This window comes from Pseudoduganella rivuli (assembly GCF_009674485.1).
GTDB classification, from domain to species: domain Bacteria; phylum Pseudomonadota; class Gammaproteobacteria; order Burkholderiales; family Burkholderiaceae_D; genus Rugamonas; species Rugamonas rivuli_B.
Map to the genome: position 1 here is coordinate 197,346 of NZ_WKJJ01000009.1, position 19,619 is coordinate 216,964.

The window sequence follows — 19,619 nt, forward strand, 5'->3', positions numbered from 1 at the left end:
CAACAGGCATCGCCGGCGATGGCGTTACGTTCAGGGGGCATCAACTTTGATAAAATCGTGGAATTGCCCCTCACTTAGACATATCCATGAGCACTCCAGACCTCCTGATCAAGCCATCCACCACCGCCCTGTCCGCCGCTGAACGCGAAAAACTGATGGCGTCGCCAGGCTTTGGCAAACTGTTCACCGACCACATGGTGACCATCGCCTACAAGGATGGCGCGTGGCAGCAAGGCGAAGTGAAGCCATATGGCCCGCTGACCCTGGCGCCATCGGCGTCGGTGCTGCACTATGGCCAGGCAATCTTCGAAGGTTTCAAGGCTTTCATGCAGCCTGACGGTTCGATCGGCACCTTCCGTCCGGAAGCCAACGCGGAACGCTTCAACCGCAGCGCGGCCCGCCTGGCGATGCCGGCCCTGCCGGTGGAACTGTTCATGAAGGCCGCCGATGCGCTGATCAGCATCGACAAGGGCTGGGTGCCGAAAAACGTGGGCGAGAGCCTGTACCTGCGTCCGTTCATGATCGCCACCGATGCGTTCCTGGGCGTGCGTCCGTCGAAGGAATACCTGTTCGTCCTGATCGCGTCGCCGGCGGGCGCCTACTTCCCGCAAGGCGTGAAGCCGGTCACCGTGTGGATCAGCGAAGACTACGTGCGCGCCGCGCCGGGCGGCACGGGCGAAGCCAAGTGCGCAGGCAACTATGCGGCCAGCCTGTTGGCGCAAGCCCAGGCGCAGGATGAAGGCTGCGACCAGGTGGTGTGGCTGGACGCCGTGCACCGTTCGTACATCGAAGAAATGGGCGGCATGAACCTGTTCTTCGTTTATAACGAAAACGGCAAGCCTGTGATCGTGACGCCGGAACTGACCGGCACCCTGCTGCCAGGCATCACCCGCCGCAGCCTGCTGCAAGTGGCCAAGGACCTGGGCTACGAATCGCGCGAAGTCAAACTCACGACCCAGCAATGGCGCGACGACATCGCCAGCGGCCGCATGACCGAAGTATTCGCCTGCGGCACCGCCGCCGTCATCACGCCGGTCGGCCAAGTGAAAGCCAAAGGCTTCAACTTCACCATCAACAACGGTGAAAACGGCCCCGTCACGATGGCGCTGCGCGAAGCGCTGCTGGGCCTGCAACACGGCACCGCGCCGGATACGCACGGCTGGATGCACAAGGTCTGCTAAGTACAGGCTTGCCCCCCTCGATGCCCGGCCGACTGCACGCCCGCCGGGCATTTTTCATTATAGATACAACAACAGTGATCTAAAAATATAGACAAATTGTATATGTTAGTGTCAAATGGCAACTATTGCATTTATTCAATTTGTTATGAAAAAAACTCTCTCTACCGCCGCCATCGCCATCGCCGCCAGCTTTGGCATTGCCAGCACCACACACGCCGAACCACTTCGGTATGACTATACGGCGACGCTCACTTCCATCCGCGAACAGTCGTCGCAAGTTACCTTTATCGATGCTGTCAACATCCTCGGCCACGACATCGCCAATGGCGCCAAAGTGACCGGCCGTATGAGCTATGATTCGGCGACGCCGCGCACGCCGTTCCCCGACTATGAAATCCCGGGACAGTTGCATCGGTATGAATATGGTGTGCAGTCCAATACCATCACCGCCGATTTTGAAGGCGGCCTGTCGTTCCAGAGTGGCTTCTGGCCAAATACATCGTTGTCCGGTACCTCTATCCTGGTCGCGAACAATTGGTTTGGCGACATGTTCGAACTGCTGGGCCTTGCATTCGGCGCCGATGGCTCCAATCAGTCTGTCGGATTAACCCTGCAGGATCCTACCCAGATGGCGTTCGACACCACCGATTTACCGTCGCTGCCGGACCTCGGCGCATTCCGGAACACATTATTCCGTTATACCTACACGGACGCTGACCGGCAAATGACGTACACACTGGACGGTGAAATCACCTCGCTGACCGCCATTCCGGAACCAGCATCGGCGCTGCTGATGCTGTCTGGCCTGGGTATGCTGGCGGCAGTGCGCCGCCGCAAGACGGCCGGCGCCAAATAACAAGGGTGTTCCAGCCGGGTGCCCCTGCCCGGCTTACTTCTTCTTCACTTCAATCTCGAAGATCTTCGGCCACAGCTTGCCCGTCACGAACAACCGGTGCGCCTTGCTGTCGTACGCAATGCCGTTCAACACGTTGTCGCTCCCCGGCACGATGTTGGCCTGCCCCGCCAGGCCGGACAGATCGATCCACCCCACCACCCGCCCGCTGAACGGGTCGATGCGGGCGATGCGGTCGGTTTGCCAGATGTTCGCGTAGATTTCGCCTTCCACCCATTCCAGTTCATTGATCTGGTCCAGCGGCACGCCATCGGCCGTGACACGGATGCGGCGCGTCTGGCCCAGGGTTTTACCGTCCAGCACGCGGATGTACGGTGTACCATCGCTCATGTACAAGCGTTCGCCATCGGTGGTCAGCGCCCAGCCTTCGCCCGGATAATTGAAAGTCTGCTTCAGCGCGAAGGTTTTCGCATCGAAGATGAAACCGGTCTGCGAGGTCCACGTCAGCGCCACGATGTCGCCGCCCATGGGCGCAATGCCTTCGCCGAAATACTGTTGCGGGATATCGCGCTTTTGCAGCACCTTGCCCGACTCCAGATCCACGCGCCGCACCGACGAACGGCCATTCAGGCCGGTGCTCTCGTACAGGAAACCATCCTGGAAAAACAAGCCTTGCGTGAAGGCGCCGGCATCATGCGGATACGACTTCTTTACCGTGTAGCCATACACCGGCACCGCCGACTGCGCGTGCGCTGCCATCACCGTTGCCAGTCCCATCGCGGCGGCACGCATCATATTAAGCTTCAACATTAAAGGTCATCCCACAATTCTCCGTTCGGATTGGTGCGTGGCGGCGTGACGCCGAAGTGCTTATAGGCCGCCGGCGTGGCCACGCGGCCGCGCGGCGTGCGCTGCAAATAGCCTTGCTGGATCAGGTATGGTTCCAGCACGTCTTCAATGGTGTCGGCGGCTTCGCCGATCGCGGCCGACAGGTTGCCCACGCCGACCGGCCCGCCGCCGAATTTATACAGCACGGCTTCCAGCAGCTTGCGGTCCATGACGTCGAAGCCCACGGTGTCGACGTCGAGCATGACCAGCGCGTCGGCCGCGATTTGCTGCGTGATGTCGCCATTGCCCTTCACTTCCGCGAAGTCGCGCACGCGGCGCAGCAGTCGGTTAGCGATACGGGGCGTGCCGCGCGCACGGCGGGCGATTTCCGCCGCCCCTTCCGGCGCAATCGATGCTTTCAGCAACGCGGCGCTGCGCGTGACGATCCTGGTCAGTTCCGGCACCGTGTAAAACTCCAGCCGCGCCACGATGCCGAAGCGGTCGCGCAGCGGATTGGTCAGCATGCCGGCGCGGGTCGTTGCCCCCACCAGCGTGAACGGCTGCAAATCCAGCTTCACGGAACGCGCCGCCGGGCCTTCGCCGATCATGATGTCGATCTGGTAGTCTTCCAGCGCCGGATACAGGATTTCCTCGACCACGGGCGACAGGCGGTGGATTTCATCGATGAACAGCACATCGTTGGCTTCCAGGTTGGTCAGCAGCGCGGCCAGGTCGCCGGGGCGCTCCAGCACCGGGCCGGACGTTTGCCGCAGATTCACACCCATTTCGCGCGCAATGATGTTGGCCAACGTGGTCTTGCCCAGGCCCGGAGGGCCGAACAGCAACGTGTGGTCCAGCGCTTCCTGGCGCTTGCGGGCGGCGGTAATGAAGATTTCCAGCTGGTCGCGGATTTTCGACTGGCCGACGTATTCGTCCAGCAGCTTGGGGCGCAGCGCGCGTTCGATGGCTTCCTCGTTGGGCGACGAAGGGGCCGCATCGATGATGCGCTGTTCGGTGAAATGGTCGGTTTGAATGCTCATGCTTCGGTGATCCGGGTGGGGCCTGCTTCTCCGCCAACGCGCGGATGACGATGATTATCCTTTGGACAGCGCCTTCAGCGCCAGCTTGATGCCGTCCGAAACGCCGGCATCGGCCGGCACCTTCTTCAGGGCCAGCAATGCTTCCTTGTCAGAATACCCCAATGCCAGCAGCGCGTTGAGGATGTCGGTTTGCGCATCGGGCGCCGCGTGCACGCCGCCGGTGGCGCCGATGTCCGCGCCCAGTTTTCCCTTCAATTCCAGCAACAGGCGTTCCGCCGTCTTCTTGCCGATGCCGGGGACTTTCACCAGGCGGCCCGATTCCTGCAACGTGACCGCCTGCGACAGATCCGCAATCGACATGCCGGACAGGATCGACAGCGCCGTGCGGGCGCCGACGCCGGAAATCTTGATCAACTGGCGGAACACGGCCCGTTCTTCCGCATTACCAAAGCCGAACAGCAAATGCGCATCTTCGCGGATCGCCTGGTGCGTGAACAGCACGACTTTTTCGCCCACGCCGGGCAAGTTGTAGAACGTGCTCATCGGCACATCGACTTCATAGCCGACGCCAGCAACGTCGACCAGCAATTGCGGCGGATTTTTTTCAAGCAGGATGCCGGAGAGACGCCCGATCATAATGTCTTTCAATAAAAGTGAGTTCAGCCGACCAGCCGGCCGCGCCGCATGCGCAGCGCACCGAGGTCGATGGCCGTGGCGGAGGATGTGGCGCCGCGCACCGTGCGCTTGGCGGCCACCGGCACGACCGGGTCATTGGCGATGCCGGCCGCCACCGCGCGCAAGCTGCGCCGCGCTGGCTTCGATCCCTGCAGGATTTGCAGCGCCTGCGCCGCGCCCGCAATCGCCACCATGTCCAGGCTGTGCGCATGGCAAATTGCCACGCCCAGCGCATCGGCCGCATCGGTGCCGGGCAAGCCGGGCAATGCCAGCAGGCGCGCCACCATGTCCTGCACCTGTTCCTTGGCGGCGCGGCCGGTGCCGACCACGGCTTGTTTCAATTGGGTGGGAGAATATTCCGCGACCGGCAAGCCATGGCTGACCAGCGCGCAGATGGCGGCGCCTCGCGCCTGTCCCAGCAACAGCGTCGATTGCGGGTTGACGTTGACGAACACTTTTTCGATGGCCGCGCAGTCCGGCTTGTAGGTGGCGGCAACTTCCGCCACGCCGTCCAGGATGACCTTCAAACGCGCAGGCAATTCCCCTTCGCCACTCTTGATGGTGCCCGAAGCGATGTAGCGCAATTTGTGGCCGTGCTTGTGGATGACGCCAAAGCCGGTGGTGCGCAAACCGGGGTCGATGCCGAGAATAATCATCCCCGGATTGTACCCGGGATGATTCATAGCTGTATATAAAAACAGTAGGGCGGTTTCCGAAGGAAGCCGCCATGCATGCCATCCAGTGCTGCATCAGCTGGCAACGGTGCACGCATGGCGGCTTGGCTTGCGCAAAACCGCCCTACAGGAGCAGACGCTCCGGGTACTGATTAGTGACGGAAGTGACGGGTGCCCGTGTACAGCATCACCACGCCGCGCTCGTCGGCCGCATCGATGACTTCCTGGTCGCGCATCGAGCCGCCCGGCTGGATCACGCAGGTGGCGCCGGCATCGACCACCACGTCCAGGCCGTCGCGGAACGGGAAGAAGGCATCCGACGCCACGGCGGAACCCGCCAGGGTCAGGCCGGCGTTCTGCGCCTTGATGGAAGCGATGCGGGCCGAGTCGATACGGCTCATCTGGCCGGCGCCCACGCCCAAGGTCATGTTATTGCCGCAAAAGACGATCGCGTTCGACTTCACGTACTTGGCCACGCGCCAGGCAAACATCAGGTCTTGCAACTGCTGCGGCGTCGGCTGCAGCTTGGTCACGACTTTCAGGTCGGCCAGCAACACGTTTTTCGCGTCGGCCGATTGCACCAGCAGACCGCCGCCCACGCGCTTGAAATCCATGCCGTTGACGCCGTCGCCCAATGGGATTTCCAGCAGGCGGACGTTTTGCTTGGCCGACAGGATTTGTTTCGCTTCAGCGGAGAACGATGGCGCGATCAGCACTTCGACGAACAGTTTCGCCAGTTCGGTGGCGGCGGCAGCGTCCACTTCCACGTTGAAGGCAATGATGCCGCCGAAAGCGGAGGTCGGATCCGTTTGCAGTGCGCGCTTGTACGCGTCGGCAGCGTTGACGCCCAGCGCCACGCCGCACGGGTTGGCGTGCTTGATGATGACGCAGGCGGCAGGCTGGTCGAAACCGCCCATGGATTTCACGCATTCCCATGCGGCATCCGCGTCAGCGATATTGTTGAACGACAGTTCCTTGCCTTGCAGCTGGCGGTAGTTGGCCAGCGCGCCTTTCACCGGCGCCAGGTCGCGGTAGAACGCAGCGGACTGGTGCGGGTTTTCGCCGTAGCGCATGTCCTGCACTTTTTCAAAGTGCACGTTCAGGGTTTGCGGGTAGGACGAACGGGTCGCGTGCGAACGGTCCGGGCCCAGGCTGGACAGGTAGTTGGCGATGGCGCCGTCGTATTGTGCCGTGTGGGCATACACTTTTTTCGCCAGCATGAAACGGGTTTCGTAGCTGACGTAGCCAGGCGCATTGTCCGTGGTCTTCATTTCCGCCAGCACCACGCCATAGTCGGACGGGTCGCAGATCACCACCACGTCCTTGTGGTTCTTAGCCGACGAACGCAGCATGGCCGGGCCGCCGATATCGATGTTCTCGATCGCGTCATCCAAGGTGCAGGTATCTTTCGCCACCGTTGCCTGGAACGGGTACAGGTTCACCACCACCATGTCGATGGTCGGGATGTTGTGCTCTTCCAGCTTGGCCATGTGCTCCGGGAAGTCGCGGCGCGCCAGGATGCCGCCGTGCACCTTCGGGTGCAGCGTCTTCACGCGGCCATCCAGCATTTCCGGGAAACCGGTGTAATCGGCAACTTCGGTCACTGGCACGCCGTTATCGGCCAGCAGCTTGGCGGTGCCGCCGGTGGACAGGATATTGACGCCCATGGCGGACAGGGCGCGGGCAAAGTCCAGTACGCCGGTTTTATCGGATACGGAAATGAGAGCTTGTTTGATCATGGCTGTGGCTAGGTTGTTGAGTATTCTGGGAGACACGTTCGTGTAGCAGATCTCGGCAACATGGCCGGGTCACAGCCATGCAAGCCGGGACGTCAGGGGGGCCGTTTACAGCAGGCCGTGTTCCTGCAATTTCTTGCGCAAAGTATTGCGGTTGATGCCCAGCATCTGGGCGGCATGCGACTGGTTGCCGTCGGCACGCGTCATGACGACTTCGAGGATGGGTTTTTCCACGGTCAGCACGACCATGTCGTATACATTGGAAGCCTTTTGTTCGCCCAGGTCATTGAAGTAATCTTCGAGGCTTTTCTGGACGACTTCCTGGATGCTTTCTTTGCTCATATTCTTATCTTCTTGCTAAATGTTCTGCCAACTGGGCGCAGTCATAGTCACTATTCATGCAACTATCAAGCTGCCAGCATTTGTTCGGCGAGGCGGTATTGTAACCGTTCGCCGTACTTCAATTGCGATTCAAAAAATTCGTTGACTGCGAGCAACTGCTCGTCCGTCGATTCCATGCGGTTCATGCGCTGGCGGAATTCCTCGCCACCGGCCAGGTCTTGCACGTACCAGCCGATGTGCTTGCGCGCCGTGCGCACGCCCAGGTATTCGCCATAAAACTGGTAGTGCGCCTGTAAGTGTTCATCCATCAGGTGGCGTACTTCTTCGACCATCGGCGGCGGCAAATGTTCCCCGGTGCGCAAAAAATGATCGATTTCGCGGAAGATCCACGGGCGGCCCTGGGCGGCGCGGCCGATCATGATGGCGTCCGCCTTGGTTTTCTCCAGCACGAACCGGGCTTTTTCCGGCGTCGTGATATCGCCATTGGCCACCAGCGGGATCTTCACCGACGCTTTCACGGCGGCAATCGTGTCATATTCCGCGTCGCCCTTGTAGCCGTCCGCGCGCGTGCGGCCGTGCAAGGTCAGCATTTGTATACCGGCTTGCTCGGCGATGCGGGCAATGCGCAGCGCATTCTTGTTTTCCCGGTCCCAGCCGGTGCGGAATTTCAGCGTGACAGGCACATCCACCGCGCGCACCACCGCATTGACGATGCGCTCGACCAGGTCTTCGTGCTGCAGCAGTGCGGAACCGCACCAGTTGTTGCACACCTTTTTCACGGGGCAGCCCATGTTGATGTCGATGATCTGCGCGCCCTTGTCGACGTTGAATTTGGCGCAGTCAGCCAGGTCTTGCGGATCGGCGCCCGCAATTTGCACGGCTTTCGGCTCCATCTCGCCAGCATGGTCGATACGGCGCGAACTTTTTTCACTGGCCCACAGGCGCGGGTTGGACGCTGCCATCTCCGACACGGCGTAGCCGGCGCCCAACTGCTTGCACAGTTGCCGGAATGGCCGGTCTGTCACGCCCGCCATGGGGGCGACAAAGACGTTATTGCGGAGGATATGCGGACCGATCTGCACCGTGTATGCCTGTTTCTCGAATGGGGAAGCCGGCTATTTTAACCGAACAGCTGCTCAATTAATAAGCACAATTTTGTATTGTTCGATTGTTTGTGCAGCATAAACGTTATGACACAGATTTTCCGTGCAGAAATGACAACGGCGGCACGGGGTGCCGCCGTTGTCATTTCCAACATGAATTTAAATAATGTCGTCCAGCGCCAGCGCAAGGTGGTCGACTTCGCCCCAGCTATCGAGCGTGAGCTTGCCGCCGGACAGGGTGAAGCGGTTGATACTGGCGTTCCGCACCTGGAAGTCGCGGGGACTGTCCAGGCTCATGCCTTTGGCCGCCCGGTACGCGCATTCCAGCACGCCGCCATGGGCCACGATGGCAATGGTCTTGCCCGGATAACGCTGGCCCCACTCCGTGATGGCGGCGATGCAACGTTGGTAAAACTGCCGGAAGCTTTCCGCGATCCGCTCGCCGTGCGGCATCATGGCGTCCGCATCGCGCGACTGCCAGGCGGCGAATTCCACCGGGTAGGTGCGCTCGATATCCGCATACAACATGCCTTCGAACACACCATAGGCACGCTCGCGCAATTGCGGATCTTGCAATACCGGCAACGGGTGGTGCTCGCTGGCGGCCTGCGCGGTCTGCACGGCGCGCTGCAAGTCGCTGGACACGATGGCGGCCAGCGGTTCGTCCGCCAGCGCACGGGCCAAGGCATGCGCCTGGCGCACGCCCTCGTCATTGAGGGCGATATCGATGTGGCCCTGCAGGCGGCGCACCGCGTTCCACGCGGTTTCGCCGTGGCGTATCAATAGTATTTTCGTCATCTATTTATTGAGAGACTGCGGGATTCAATGTATAGGTGCCGATGTACTGCGCCTCGTCCAGGATATGGCCGCGTATCGCATCCAGCGCTTGCGGCCCCGTGAAGCGGCCTTCCAGGGGCAGGCGCGGCACATCCAGCGCATACAAACGGAAAACGTAATGATGCATGCGTTCGTCGTTCCACGGAGGACATGGGCCGTCATACCCGTAATAATCGCCCACCATCTGTGCATCGGCGGCAAACCAGCCAGTGTAATCGTTGACGCCCTGGCGGACCGGGGCGCCGCCCAGGTCCGCATCTGGACCCGCCTTGCCCTTGGCAACCACCCCATCGGCCAGCTGGCCGGCGGCGATCGACGTTTGCGTGGCCGGGATATCGGCCAGGGCCCAGTGGTAGAAATCCGCGCGCGGCATCGACGCTGGCAACGTCTTGCCTTCCTGGTTGACGTCGGTGCCGATGGTCGGCACGTCGCCGTCGATGCAGACCAGCAGCAGGGATTCGGTACCGGCCGGCACGTCGTCCCACGCCAGGTGCGGGTTGCGGTTGGCCGACAGGCGGATGTGCGTGGCCGCGTCCTGTTCGGCAAAGGCAAATTCGGCGGGAATCGCGCCGCCATCTTTAAAGGAATCACTCCACAGCTTCATTACTGCCTCCCCTTACTTAGGCTCGACTTGCAGCCAGATCGTCACCGGACCGTCATTGGTCAGCGACACTTTCATATCGGCGCCAAAGCGGCCCGTCTGCACCACGGCGTGCCGGCTGCGCGCGCGCTCGACAAAGTAATTGAACAGGCGCTCGCCATCGGCCGGCGCTGCCGCCGGGCTGAACGAGGGACGGGTGCCGGATTTCGTATCGGCCGCCAGCGTGAATTGCGGCACGAGCAGCAGGCCGCCCGCCACGTCCGTCACACTCAGGTTCATCTTGCCGGCGTCGTCGGAAAACACGCGGTAGCCCAGCAGCTTGGCCAGCAAGGCATCCGCCTCCTTTTCCGTGTCGCCCTTTTCCGCGCACACCAGCACCATCAGCCCGTGGCCGATCTCGCCCACGGTGGCGCCATCGACCACCACCTTCGCGCTGGAGGTCCGTTGCAGCAAGCCGATCATGCGGTCAGCGTGATGCGGGCGAACTTGCGCTTGCCGACTTGCACCACGAAGGTGCCCGCTTCGACTTTCAAGCCCTTGTCGCTGACGACGGCGCCATCGATGCGCACGCCGCCCTGCTCCACCATGCGCATAGCTTCCGACGTGGAAGCGCACAGGCCCGCGTTTTTCAGCACGTTGGCGATGCCGGCCGGCGCGCCCGTCAGCGCGAGTTCCGGGATGTCGTCCGGGATGCCGCCCTTGGAACGGTTGACGAAGTCGGCCAGCGCTTCTTCCGCCGCCTGGCGCGAATGGAAGCGCTCGACGATTTCCTGGCCCAGCGCCACCTTGGCGTCGCGCGGGTTGCGGCCTTCCGCCACTTCGCGTTTCAGCTGGGCGATATCGTCGATGGACTTCCACGACAGCAAATCATAGTAGCGCCACATCATGTCGTCCGAAATGCTCATCAGCTTGCCGAACATGGTGTTGCCCGCTTCCGTGATGCCGATGTAGTTGTTCTTGGACTTCGACATTTTTTCCACGCCGTCCAGGCCTTCCAGCAGCGGCATGGTCAGGATGCACTGCGGCTCCTGGCCCCAATCCTTTTGCAGTTCGCGGCCCACCAGCAGGTTGAACTTCTGGTCGGTGCCGCCCAGCTCCAGGTCGGCCTTCAGCGCGACGGAATCGTAGCCCTGCATCAGCGGGTACAGGAATTCGTGGACGGAAATCGGCGTGCCAGCCTTGTAGCGCTTGGTGAAGTCGTCGCGCTCCATCATGCGCGCCACCGTGTAGCGGGACGCCAGCTGGATCATGCCGCGCGCGCCCAGCGGGTCGCACCATTCCGAGTTGTAGCGGATTTCCGTCTTGGCGGGATCGAGCACCAGCGACGCCTGCTTGAAGTACGTGGCGGCGTTTTGTTCGATCTGTTCACGGGTCAGCGGCGGACGGGTGGCGTTGCGGCCGGACGGGTCGCCGATCATCGACGTGAAGTCGCCAATCAGGAAGATCACCTGGTGGCCCAGGTTCTGCAGCTGGCGCATTTTGTTCAGCACCACCGTGTGGCCCAGGTGCAGGTCAGGCGCCGTCGGGTCCAGGCCCAGCTTGATGCGCAGTGGCACACCGCTCTGTTCCGAGCGGGCCAGTTTCTGCGCAAATTCGCTTTCGATCAGCAGCTCATCGACGCCGCGCTTGGTGATGGCCAGGGCTTCCTGGACGCTGTCGGTCAGCGGCAATACGGCGGGGGACGCCTTCTTGGGCGAATGGGTTGTCTGGTCCATAAGGGTGTAACGCGTTCTCTTAAAAATGTAGGAGGAGTCCGATAGTTTGATATAATTCGCGATCCGATCAATCTTGCCGTACGAAAACGAACCAAACAGACAACTATAAAAATATCAAAGTTCCGGAAGTTTCAAGCGGCAAATTTTAACTGATTGCATGGACCCTATAAACAAATTCACAGGCTCCGGTCTGGTCAACTTGCTAGGTTCGACGCGCAAAGCGCGCATCATGAGTGCATCAGCATTGTTTCTTGCTGTGTGCGCTTTTGGTGCGGCCGGCGTGGCTCCGCTGGCGCCTGATGCCGCGGAACTGCCGGTCACCTCGGTGACCACCGATCTCGCACTGCCAAGCCTGTCTGATCAAATCGCCGCCCTCCAGCAGCAGGAATCCACTGAAAAATACGTGCACGAAGAGCGCATCCGCGCCGGTGACACGTTGGCCGCGTTGATGACGCGCCTGGGTGTGGAAGATGATGCCGCCGAGAACTTCATCAAGAAAGACAAAGTCGCCAAGGGCGTCATGCAGCTGAAAACCGGCAAGCGTGTCCAGGCCCAGACCGATGAAAACGGCAACCTGATCTGGCTGCGCGCCACCGTGGTGGATGGCAAGGATATTCCTGTCAAGAATATTTCCATCACCCGTAACGGTGACAAATTCGAAGCATCCGAAGTCGCGGCCAAGCTGGAACGCCGCGTGGAAATGCATTCGCGCACGATTGAAAGCACGCTGTTTGCCGCGACCGACAATTCCAATGACGGCGCCAAGCTGCCGGATTCCGTCGTCAAGCAAATCGTCGAGATGTTCTCGACCAACATCGACTTCCGTTCCGACCTGAAACGCGGCGACAGCTTCAATGTCGTCTATGAATCGTTCTACCAGGATGGCGAGTTCGTCAAGGCAGGCCGCATCCTGGCCGGCGAATTCACCAACCGCGGTGTCACCTATCAATCCGTGTGGTTCGAAGACCCGGTTTCCGGCCAGGGCGGCTATTACAGCTTCGACGGCAAGGCGCTGAAAAAAGCGTTCCTGAAGTCGCCGCTGGAATTCTCCCGTATTTCGTCCGGCTTCTCGATGCGCGTGCACCCGATTTCCGGCAACTGGAAACAGCACAAGGGCATCGACTTCGCGGCCGCCACCGGCACCCCGATCCGCGCCGCGGGCGATGGCGTGGTGGACTTTGCCGGCATGGACAAGGGCGGCTACGGCAACCTGGTCGTGCTGAAGCACTGGGCCAACTACACCACCGCCTATGCGCACATGAGCGGCTTCGCCCCGGGCCTGAAAAAGGGCCAGAAAGTCGCACAGGGCGATGTGATCGGTTACGTCGGCTCGACGGGCTGGTCGACCGGCGCCCACCTGCACTATGAATTCCGTGTGGGTGGCGACGCGAAAGACCCGTCGAAACTGGCCATGATCCAGCAGGCGCCGCTGACGACCGCGGAAATGACGCGCTTCAAGTCGGTCTCCGGTGAAATGATGCACCGCTTCGCCCTGCTGCGCCCGAACGGCCGCGCCGCAACGCTGGCAGCCAAATAAGCCAGCCTCCCCTGCAGCAAAACAAGACGGCGCCCGCGTGGCGCCGTTTTTTATGCCCCGCCGACGTCAAGCCGGCAAATCAGGGGCTTATCCGGCCGTGTTCGGGTTTTGCGTTGGCCGCGAAGCAGGCGACAATACAGGGAACTTATTGTGGGGAACTTATGAGCTTGTATATCGGCCTGATGTCCGGCACCAGCCTCGATGGCGTCGATGGCGTGCTGGTGGATTTCTGGGCGGGGGCGGCGCGTGCCATGGCGGCGGCCTACGTGCCCTTCCCTGACGACTTGCGGGCCGAGTTGCTGGCGCTGCAGGCCGCGTCGCCCAATGAACTGGAGCGCGAAGCGCTGGCCGCCAACCGCCTTGCGCAACTGTACGCGCAATGCGTGGCCGACATCCTCGCCCCCACGGAAATGAAAGCAGCCGACGTGCGCGCCGTCGGCGTGCATGGGCAAACCATCCGCCACCGTCCCGAACTGGGATTTACGCGCCAGACCAACAACCCCGCCCTGCTGGCGGAATTGTGCGGCATCGACGTGGTGGCGGACTTCCGCAGCCGCGATATCGCGGCCGGCGGCCAGGGCGCGCCGCTGGTGCCCGCGTTCCACCAGGCACTGTTTGCCCAGCAAGGCAAAACCCGCGTGCTGGCCAATATCGGCGGCATCGCCAACATCAGCATCCTCAGGGGCGACAACCAGGCCACCGGCTTCGATACCGGCCCCGGCAACGTACTGATGGACGCCTGGATCGCGCAGCACCTGGGCAAAGCCTATGACGACGACGGCGCCTGGGCCGCCACCGGCCAGGCGATCCAGCCGTTGCTGGATGCCATGTTGCAAGACCCCTATTTCGCCCTGCCCGCGCCAAAAAGTACGGGCCGCGACTTGTTCCACATGGACTGGCTGCAACGCCATCTGGCAGCCCATCCGGCGGCGCCGCCGCAAGACGTGCAAGCCACGCTGCTGCAACTGACCGCCCAGTCGCTGGCCGACGCCATCACGGCGCACGCCCCGCGCACCGAAGCGGTCTACGTGTGCGGCGGCGGCGCGTACAACAGCGTACTGATGCAGGCGATCGGACGCAGGCTGGGAGAGAACGTGAAGGTCGCATCGACCGATGCGCTGGGCGTGCCGCCGAACCGCATGGAAGCGCTGGCGTTCGCGTGGCTGGCGTTCCGCTTCAATGAGCGGCAGGCAGGGAATTTACCCGCGGTGACGGGAGCGAAGGGAGAACGGGTGCTGGGCGCGCTGTACCCGCGCTGACAGCGCGGGTACAGCGGCATCCTGGAACAGGATTAAACCGAGAACGACGAACCGCAGCCGCAGGTCGACTGTGCATTCGGGTTCTTGATGACGAACTGGGCGCCTTCGAGGTCATCCTTGTAGTCGATTTCCGCGCCAACCAGGTACTGGTAGCTCATCGCGTCGATCAGCAACTGGACACCATTTTTTTCCATCGTGGTGTCGTCGTCGTTGGTGATTTCATCAAACGTGAAACCATACTGGAAGCCGGAGCAGCCGCCGCCTTGCACGAAGACGCGCAATTTCAGGTCAGGATTGCCTTCTTCCTCGATCAGTTGCGCAACTTTTTCCGCTGCCGCATCGGTGAAAACGATGGGCGATGGAATCGCGTCTTGCGCTTGCGTGGCTTCTGCTACTGCACTCATTTGGTACTCCTTAAAAATCAATGCCTTATTATAGACCGTCGTACGGACTCATGCTGTAGGCGGTCCATTCTACGAGCCGCCGCGCAACAGCGTTATTTCGCTGGCAATGCGGTAATCGTGCCGGATGCCGCCGTGCTGGCCGAAACCGCCGGCGCACCCGGAGGCGCGACAGCCACCGCCGAAGCAGAAACCGCACCAGCCGCAGCCGGCGGCGCAACCCCGGCAGCCTTCAGCACCGCCTGCAACGCATCGCGCTCCGCCGTCAGCCGCGCAATTTCCGCCTGCGCGTCCTCCAGTTGCTGCTGCACATCCGGCAACGCTTGCCCATGGCTGGCGCCGACGATGCGCTTGCCCAGATCGACGCCCCACACCACCAGCACGCCCCCCATCACCAGCACCACGGCAATGCCAAGCACGCGGGCGACCAGGGGCGCCCGCCGCTCTTCCAGCACCACCGTGCCCTTGGTTTCCTTCACTGCTTACGGCAACAGTGCGATGTTGTTCAGGCCGGTACCTTCTTCCAGGCCGAACATCAAGTTCATGCACTGCACCGCCTGACCCGACGCGCCTTTGACCAGGTTGTCCTGCGCCACCAGCACGATCACGGTGTTGCCATTGTCCGGACGGTGCAGCGCCAGGCGCAACACGTTGGCGCCTCGCGTGCTGCGGGTTTCCGGATGCGAACCCCACGGCATCACGTCGACGAACGGTTGATCCTGATATGCGTCCTCGAACAGCTTTTGCAATTCCTCATTGCTGATCTCTTTGGTCAGGCGCGCATACAACGTCGAATGCATGCCACGGATCATCGGCACCAGGTGCGGCGTAAAGATCAGGTTGACCTTGTCTTTGCTGAAACGCTGCAACTGCGCCACGGTTTCCGGCGTGTGGCGGTGGCCCGAAACGCCGTATGCCTTGAAGTTGTCGGACGACTCCGAGAACAGGATGCCGATTTCCGCCTTGCGGCCCGCGCCGGACACGCCGGATTTGCAGTCGGCGATCAGGTTGCCCGCATCGACCAGGCCCGCCTTCAGCAGCGGTACAAAGCCCAGCTGCATGGTGGTCGGGTAGCAACCCGGATTGGCGATCAGGTTCGCGCCCTTGATATCGTCACGGTTCAGTTCCGGCAAGCCATACACGGCTTCGTCGATCAGTTGCGGCGCCGTGTGCGGAATCTTGTACGTCTTTTCAAAGACCGCCAGATCCTTGATGCGGAAGTCCGCCGCCAGGTCGATCACCTTGACGCCGGCTTTCAGCAGCACAGGCGCCTGCGCCATCGCCACACCGTGCGGAGTGGCGAAGAACACCACGTCGCACTGCGTCAGGTCGACTTTATCCGGCGCGGAAAACGCCAGGTTGACGTGGCCGCGCAGGGAAGGATACATGTCAGCCACCGGCAAACCATCTTCCTTGCGCGACGTAATTGCCGTCAGCTGCACTTGCGGATGGACTGCCAACAATCGCAGCAGTTCCACTCCGGTATATCCGGTGCCGCCGACGATGCCAACTTTGATCATGTTCTTTCCTTGAAGGTAAAAGTAAAAAGGGAGTGTATTTTAGCAGTGCTGGAAAACAGGCGTCGCCGGACCCTGGAAAACAAAAAGCCGCCAGGCGAACCAGGCGGCTTTCGTACAGCACCCGGGCAAGCCGGGTAACTGTATAAGCGAAATTAACGCTTCGAGAATTGCTTTGCGCGACGTGCTTTGCGCAGACCAACTTTCTTACGCTCAACTTCACGTGCATCGCGGGTAACGAAGCCGGCGCGTGCCAGATCGCCCTTCAGCGCTGCATCGTAGTCGATCAGGGCGCGGGTGATACCGTGGCGCACTGCACCTGCCTGGCCGGACTCGCCGCCACCGTGCACGTTGACTTTGATGTCGAAACGTTCGGTGTTGCCGGTCAGTTCCAGCGGCTGACGGATCACCATCAGGCCGGTTTCGCGGGAGAAGTACTCAGCGGCTGGTTTGCCGTTGACGATGATCTGGCCGGTGCCAGCTTTGATGAACACACGAGCCACTGCACTCTTGCGACGGCCGGTGCCGTAGTTGTAGTTACCGATCATGTCAGTTCCTTAGAATTCGAGTGCTTTAGGTTGCTGGGCAGCGTGTGGGTGCGAACCCTCAGCGTACACTTTCAGCTTCTTGATCATTGCATAGCCCAGTGGGCCTTTTGGCAGCATGCCTTTGACAGCTTTTTCCAGGGCGCGGCCAGGGAAACGCTGTTGCATTTTCAGGAAGTTGGTTTCGTAGATGCCACCTGGGTAGCCCGAGTGACGGTAGTAGGTCTTCTCGGTTGCTTTGGTGCCGGTCACGCGCAGTTTGCCTGCGTTTACGACAACGATGAAGTCGCCGGTATCAACGTGAGGGGTGAATTCTGGCTTATGCTTGCCGCGCAGTCGGCGTGCCACTTCGCTGGCAACACGGCCGAGGACTTTGTCCGTCGCGTCAATCACGAACCAATCGCGCTGGACTTCATGGCCCTTAGCGGAAAAAGTTTTCATGTTTTGACTTTCTGTGAAAGATAACAACGCTCAAATGGTGGTTCCGCCCTGGTGTTGCAGCGGACGCAGCCTTCTTGTTTACTTTTCCTGAGCGAATGGAAAGCCTGCGAGTATAGCCCAGAAAGGCGCCGGGGGTCAACCCCGCCAAAGCGGCCTTGTGCTAAGATCCGTGCTTTTGGCTGCAGGCATGAGCGACGATCACAGCAATACCTATACAACTGCCACGGCGCTGACGTACGGCATTCCTGCCTTGGGGCAGATCGAGGCCTCCTGGGATGCGGATTATTTCAGGCTGACCCTGCAAGCAGGCAAAACGTATTCGCTGGCGCTGTTTGCCGGCGCCATTGAAGGATTGGCGCCAACCAAAGCGTTGATTGGCACCGTGTCCCAATTATCCCCGCTGGCCTCGGGCGGAACAGGGCTGATACAAATTGCAACCATGAGCACCGGCCTGCAAAAGGTGGAACGGCTCAACTTCACCCCTTCGACGAGCGGCGATTATTATCTGGAAGTGCATGCCCTGTTCGACTCGACAGCCGGCTATGCCATCAGCTATGACCTGGCTGACATTACGCCGCCGGCAGCGCCGGTCATGGTGTCCGGCATAGGGTCACCCGGCAACCACCTGTCGCTGAAAGGGACTGCCGAAGCCAACAGCACCGTCCTGATCAAGGCGAACGGCGTCACCTACCGAAGCACTGTCGCCGATAGCAATGGCAACTGGGCATACCAGGAGACGCAATCGTCCACCTGGCTTGCGTCCGGCAGCTACAAGTTAACTGCTGTGGCTGTCGACAGCAGCGACAATCAATCCTTGCCCAGTGCGGCGATCGACTTCACGCTCGACACAATTGCACCAACGTGGCCTGTGTGGAAAGAAAGCTTATCGAACAGCACGCTTAACACCGCCACGCCTGTACTCAGCGGTGAAGCGGAAGCCGGTGCAAAAATCACGATCCTTGACGATAGCACGGTTATCGGCACCACCACCGCGCGCAGCGATGGCACATGGTCCACCACCGTGAGCAAGCTGGACGATGGCGCGCATACGCTCAAGGCACGCGCTACAGATGCCGCCGGCAACATATCGATGGATCGCTTCCTCATACTCACCATTGCCACCAAGGCGCCGTCGGCCCCGGTGGTTTCATTGTCGCAGGACGTCCTGCCTGCTTCACTGGTGCCGCTGGAAGGCACCGCGGTTCCGAATGCCACGCTGACCATCACTGAAAATGGCAGCCTGATCTTCAAGACGACAGCACAAGCCAACGGCAAATGGTCGGGGTCGGTATCGGCGGTAGCGGAAGGCAGCCATACCTGGCAAGTCACGGCAACGGATGCCGCCGGCAACACGTCCCCTGCGACAGAATTAAAATTCAAAGTCGACACGACGATGCCTGCCACCCCGGTATTGAATCCGGTTGCCAGCATCAATGGCGTTACCGACAGCAACCGGCCGCTATTGAGCGGCAGCGCCGAACCGTTTGCCGCCATTACAGTGACCACGTCGCCGGATGGCGGCGCCAGCTTGCCTGTCGAGCGCACGATCGGCACCACGGTGGCAGGTAGCGATGGTGTCTGGCAACTCCGTACCGATCTGCTGGGCGATGGCATATATGGCATCAATGTTCGCGCCACGGACGCGGCCAGCCACCAATCGCCTGCCGCGTACACCCAGCTCACCATCAAGAGCAGCCAAAACATCAGCGGCACTAACAGTATGGACAGGTTTGCAGTCACGCCAGGCAGCCATGTGATCGATGGCGGCGCAGGCATAGACTCTGCATCATTGGCAATGAAGCGGGCGGATGCCCAAATCGGCATCAACACCGAGGGCCGCTATACTGTCGCGCATGCCAGCGATGCCAGCACCCAATTGCTGATCAGCGTGGAACGCCTGCAATTCAGTGACAAGTCCATCGCGCTCGACGTGGGCGCAGGCGCCAATGGCGGCATGGTCTATCGCCTCTACCAGGCAGCCTTCGACCGCACGCCCGATGCGGCCGGCGTCGGTTACTGGCTGAAGCAGGTCGACAACGGCACGACCATGCGCGATGTCGCCAACAGCTTCCTGCACAGCACGGAGTTTGCCACCCTGATGGGCAGCGCCAATCCCGACAACAAGCAATTCCTCAGCAAGCTGTACGCGAATATCCTGCACCGCGCACCGGACCAGGCTGGCTATGACTATTGGATCAATGTGCTGGATAAAGGCGCGGACCGCGCCGAAGTCCTGGCCGGGTTCAGTGAAGGCACGGAAAACCAGGCGCAAGTCATTGGCAGCATCAAGCTGGGGTTTGAATACACCCCGCTCGGCTGATTGAGGACAAACGG

The 19,619-nt window shown here is 61.0% G+C and carries 20 protein-coding genes and 1 pseudogene; 5 read left to right on the plus strand and 16 right to left on the minus strand.

Going from position 1 to position 19,619, the window contains the following annotated elements; translation table 11 throughout:
- The first annotated feature begins 86 nt into the window (after nucleotides 1–86).
- Together GJ700_RS15905 and GJ700_RS15910 are read left to right on the plus strand one after the other, a co-directional pair.
- A complete protein-coding gene (locus GJ700_RS15905) occupies nucleotides 87–1,181 on the plus strand; it encodes a branched-chain amino acid aminotransferase (protein ID WP_154375513.1) in 1,095 nt (364 codons plus the stop codon).
- Nucleotides 1,182–1,296: 115 nt separating this feature from the next.
- The gene (locus GJ700_RS15910; protein WP_154375515.1) at nucleotides 1,297–2,037 is read left to right on the plus strand and encodes a VPLPA-CTERM sorting domain-containing protein; all 741 of its coding nucleotides are present in this window, start codon (nucleotides 1,297–1,299) and stop codon (nucleotides 2,035–2,037) included.
- Between the two features lie 33 nt (nucleotides 2,038–2,070).
- Here the strand turns inward: GJ700_RS15910 and GJ700_RS15915 are convergent, their stop codons facing one another.
- The 11 genes and pseudogenes from GJ700_RS15915 to tyrS form a co-directional block, all read right to left on the minus strand.
- Nucleotides 2,071–2,844 (minus strand): glutaminyl-peptide cyclotransferase, encoded by a 774-nt coding sequence (locus tag GJ700_RS15915; RefSeq protein ID WP_154375517.1) that lies wholly within the window; start codon nucleotides 2,842–2,844, stop codon nucleotides 2,071–2,073.
- Entirely contained in the window at nucleotides 2,844–3,902 is a 1,059-nt protein-coding gene (ruvB, locus tag GJ700_RS15920) for a Holliday junction branch migration DNA helicase RuvB (protein ID WP_154375519.1), read from the minus strand. Before ruvB ends, GJ700_RS15915 begins: the two co-directional genes overlap by 1 nt.
- Nucleotides 3,903–3,956: 54 nt before the next feature.
- On the minus strand, nucleotides 3,957–4,538 hold the full coding sequence (gene ruvA / locus GJ700_RS15925) for a Holliday junction branch migration protein RuvA (protein WP_154375522.1): 582 nt from the start codon (nucleotides 4,536–4,538) through the stop codon (nucleotides 3,957–3,959).
- Nucleotides 4,539–4,744: 206 nt separating this feature from the next.
- Nucleotides 4,745–5,233 (minus strand): annotated as a pseudogene (gene ruvC / locus GJ700_RS15930) (crossover junction endodeoxyribonuclease RuvC); the annotation flags it as partial.
- A 170-nt stretch (nucleotides 5,234–5,403) separates the two neighbouring features.
- Nucleotides 5,404–6,990: a bifunctional phosphoribosylaminoimidazolecarboxamide formyltransferase/IMP cyclohydrolase gene (gene purH, locus GJ700_RS15935; RefSeq protein WP_154375526.1), complete on the minus strand. Its 1,587-nt coding sequence runs from the start codon at nucleotides 6,988–6,990 to the stop codon at nucleotides 5,404–5,406.
- A gap of 105 nt (nucleotides 6,991–7,095) precedes the next feature.
- A complete protein-coding gene (locus GJ700_RS15940; RefSeq protein ID WP_154375528.1) occupies nucleotides 7,096–7,329 on the minus strand; it encodes a helix-turn-helix domain-containing protein in 234 nt (77 codons plus the stop codon).
- A gap of 65 nt (nucleotides 7,330–7,394) precedes the next feature.
- The gene (gene dusB / locus GJ700_RS15945) at nucleotides 7,395–8,411 is read right to left on the minus strand and encodes a tRNA dihydrouridine synthase DusB (protein WP_371867979.1); all 1,017 of its coding nucleotides are present in this window, start codon (nucleotides 8,409–8,411) and stop codon (nucleotides 7,395–7,397) included.
- 180 nt (nucleotides 8,412–8,591) lie between these two features.
- Nucleotides 8,592–9,230, minus strand: coding sequence for a histidine phosphatase family protein (locus GJ700_RS15950; RefSeq protein WP_154375530.1), 639 nt, complete (start codon nucleotides 9,228–9,230; stop codon nucleotides 8,592–8,594).
- 4 nt (nucleotides 9,231–9,234) lie between these two features.
- The gene (locus GJ700_RS15955; protein WP_154375532.1) at nucleotides 9,235–9,873 is read right to left on the minus strand and encodes a YbhB/YbcL family Raf kinase inhibitor-like protein; all 639 of its coding nucleotides are present in this window, start codon (nucleotides 9,871–9,873) and stop codon (nucleotides 9,235–9,237) included.
- Nucleotides 9,874–9,885: 12 nt separating this feature from the next.
- The gene (gene dtd, locus GJ700_RS15960; RefSeq protein ID WP_154375534.1) at nucleotides 9,886–10,332 is read right to left on the minus strand and encodes a D-aminoacyl-tRNA deacylase; all 447 of its coding nucleotides are present in this window, start codon (nucleotides 10,330–10,332) and stop codon (nucleotides 9,886–9,888) included.
- Entirely contained in the window at nucleotides 10,329–11,585 is a 1,257-nt protein-coding gene (tyrS, locus tag GJ700_RS15965; RefSeq protein ID WP_154375536.1) for a tyrosine--tRNA ligase, read from the minus strand. Before tyrS ends, dtd begins: the two co-directional genes overlap by 4 nt.
- A gap of 157 nt (nucleotides 11,586–11,742) precedes the next feature.
- Between tyrS and GJ700_RS15970 the strand changes: the two genes are divergently transcribed.
- A complete protein-coding gene (locus GJ700_RS15970) occupies nucleotides 11,743–13,122 on the plus strand; it encodes a M23 family metallopeptidase (protein WP_154375537.1) in 1,380 nt (459 codons plus the stop codon).
- 161 nt (nucleotides 13,123–13,283) lie between these two features.
- Nucleotides 13,284–14,381, plus strand: a complete 1,098-nt coding sequence (locus GJ700_RS15975) for an anhydro-N-acetylmuramic acid kinase (RefSeq protein WP_154375539.1) — start codon at nucleotides 13,284–13,286, stop codon at nucleotides 14,379–14,381.
- 32 nt (nucleotides 14,382–14,413) lie between these two features.
- Here GJ700_RS15975 and erpA read toward each other — a convergent pair whose 3' ends face one another.
- From erpA to rplM, 5 genes are all read right to left on the minus strand, one after another.
- Entirely contained in the window at nucleotides 14,414–14,785 is a 372-nt protein-coding gene (erpA, locus tag GJ700_RS15980; RefSeq protein WP_154375542.1) for an iron-sulfur cluster insertion protein ErpA, read from the minus strand.
- Between the two features lie 92 nt (nucleotides 14,786–14,877).
- On the minus strand, nucleotides 14,878–15,261 hold the full coding sequence (locus tag GJ700_RS15985) for a hypothetical protein (RefSeq protein ID WP_154375544.1): 384 nt from the start codon (nucleotides 15,259–15,261) through the stop codon (nucleotides 14,878–14,880).
- 3 nt (nucleotides 15,262–15,264) lie between these two features.
- On the minus strand, nucleotides 15,265–16,302 hold the full coding sequence (gene argC, locus GJ700_RS15990) for an N-acetyl-gamma-glutamyl-phosphate reductase (protein WP_154375546.1): 1,038 nt from the start codon (nucleotides 16,300–16,302) through the stop codon (nucleotides 15,265–15,267).
- A 152-nt stretch (nucleotides 16,303–16,454) separates the two neighbouring features.
- Nucleotides 16,455–16,847, minus strand: coding sequence for a 30S ribosomal protein S9 (gene rpsI / locus GJ700_RS15995; protein WP_154375548.1), 393 nt, complete (start codon nucleotides 16,845–16,847; stop codon nucleotides 16,455–16,457).
- A 9-nt stretch (nucleotides 16,848–16,856) separates the two neighbouring features.
- The gene (rplM, locus tag GJ700_RS16000) at nucleotides 16,857–17,285 is read right to left on the minus strand and encodes a 50S ribosomal protein L13 (RefSeq protein WP_028102306.1); all 429 of its coding nucleotides are present in this window, start codon (nucleotides 17,283–17,285) and stop codon (nucleotides 16,857–16,859) included.
- Nucleotides 17,286–17,472: 187 nt separating this feature from the next.
- Here rplM and GJ700_RS16005 point away from each other — a divergent pair, with 187 nt between their 5' ends.
- Nucleotides 17,473–19,605: an Ig-like domain-containing protein gene (locus tag GJ700_RS16005; RefSeq protein WP_154375550.1), complete on the plus strand. Its 2,133-nt coding sequence runs from the start codon at nucleotides 17,473–17,475 to the stop codon at nucleotides 19,603–19,605.
- Nucleotides 19,606–19,619: the final 14 nt, after the last annotated feature.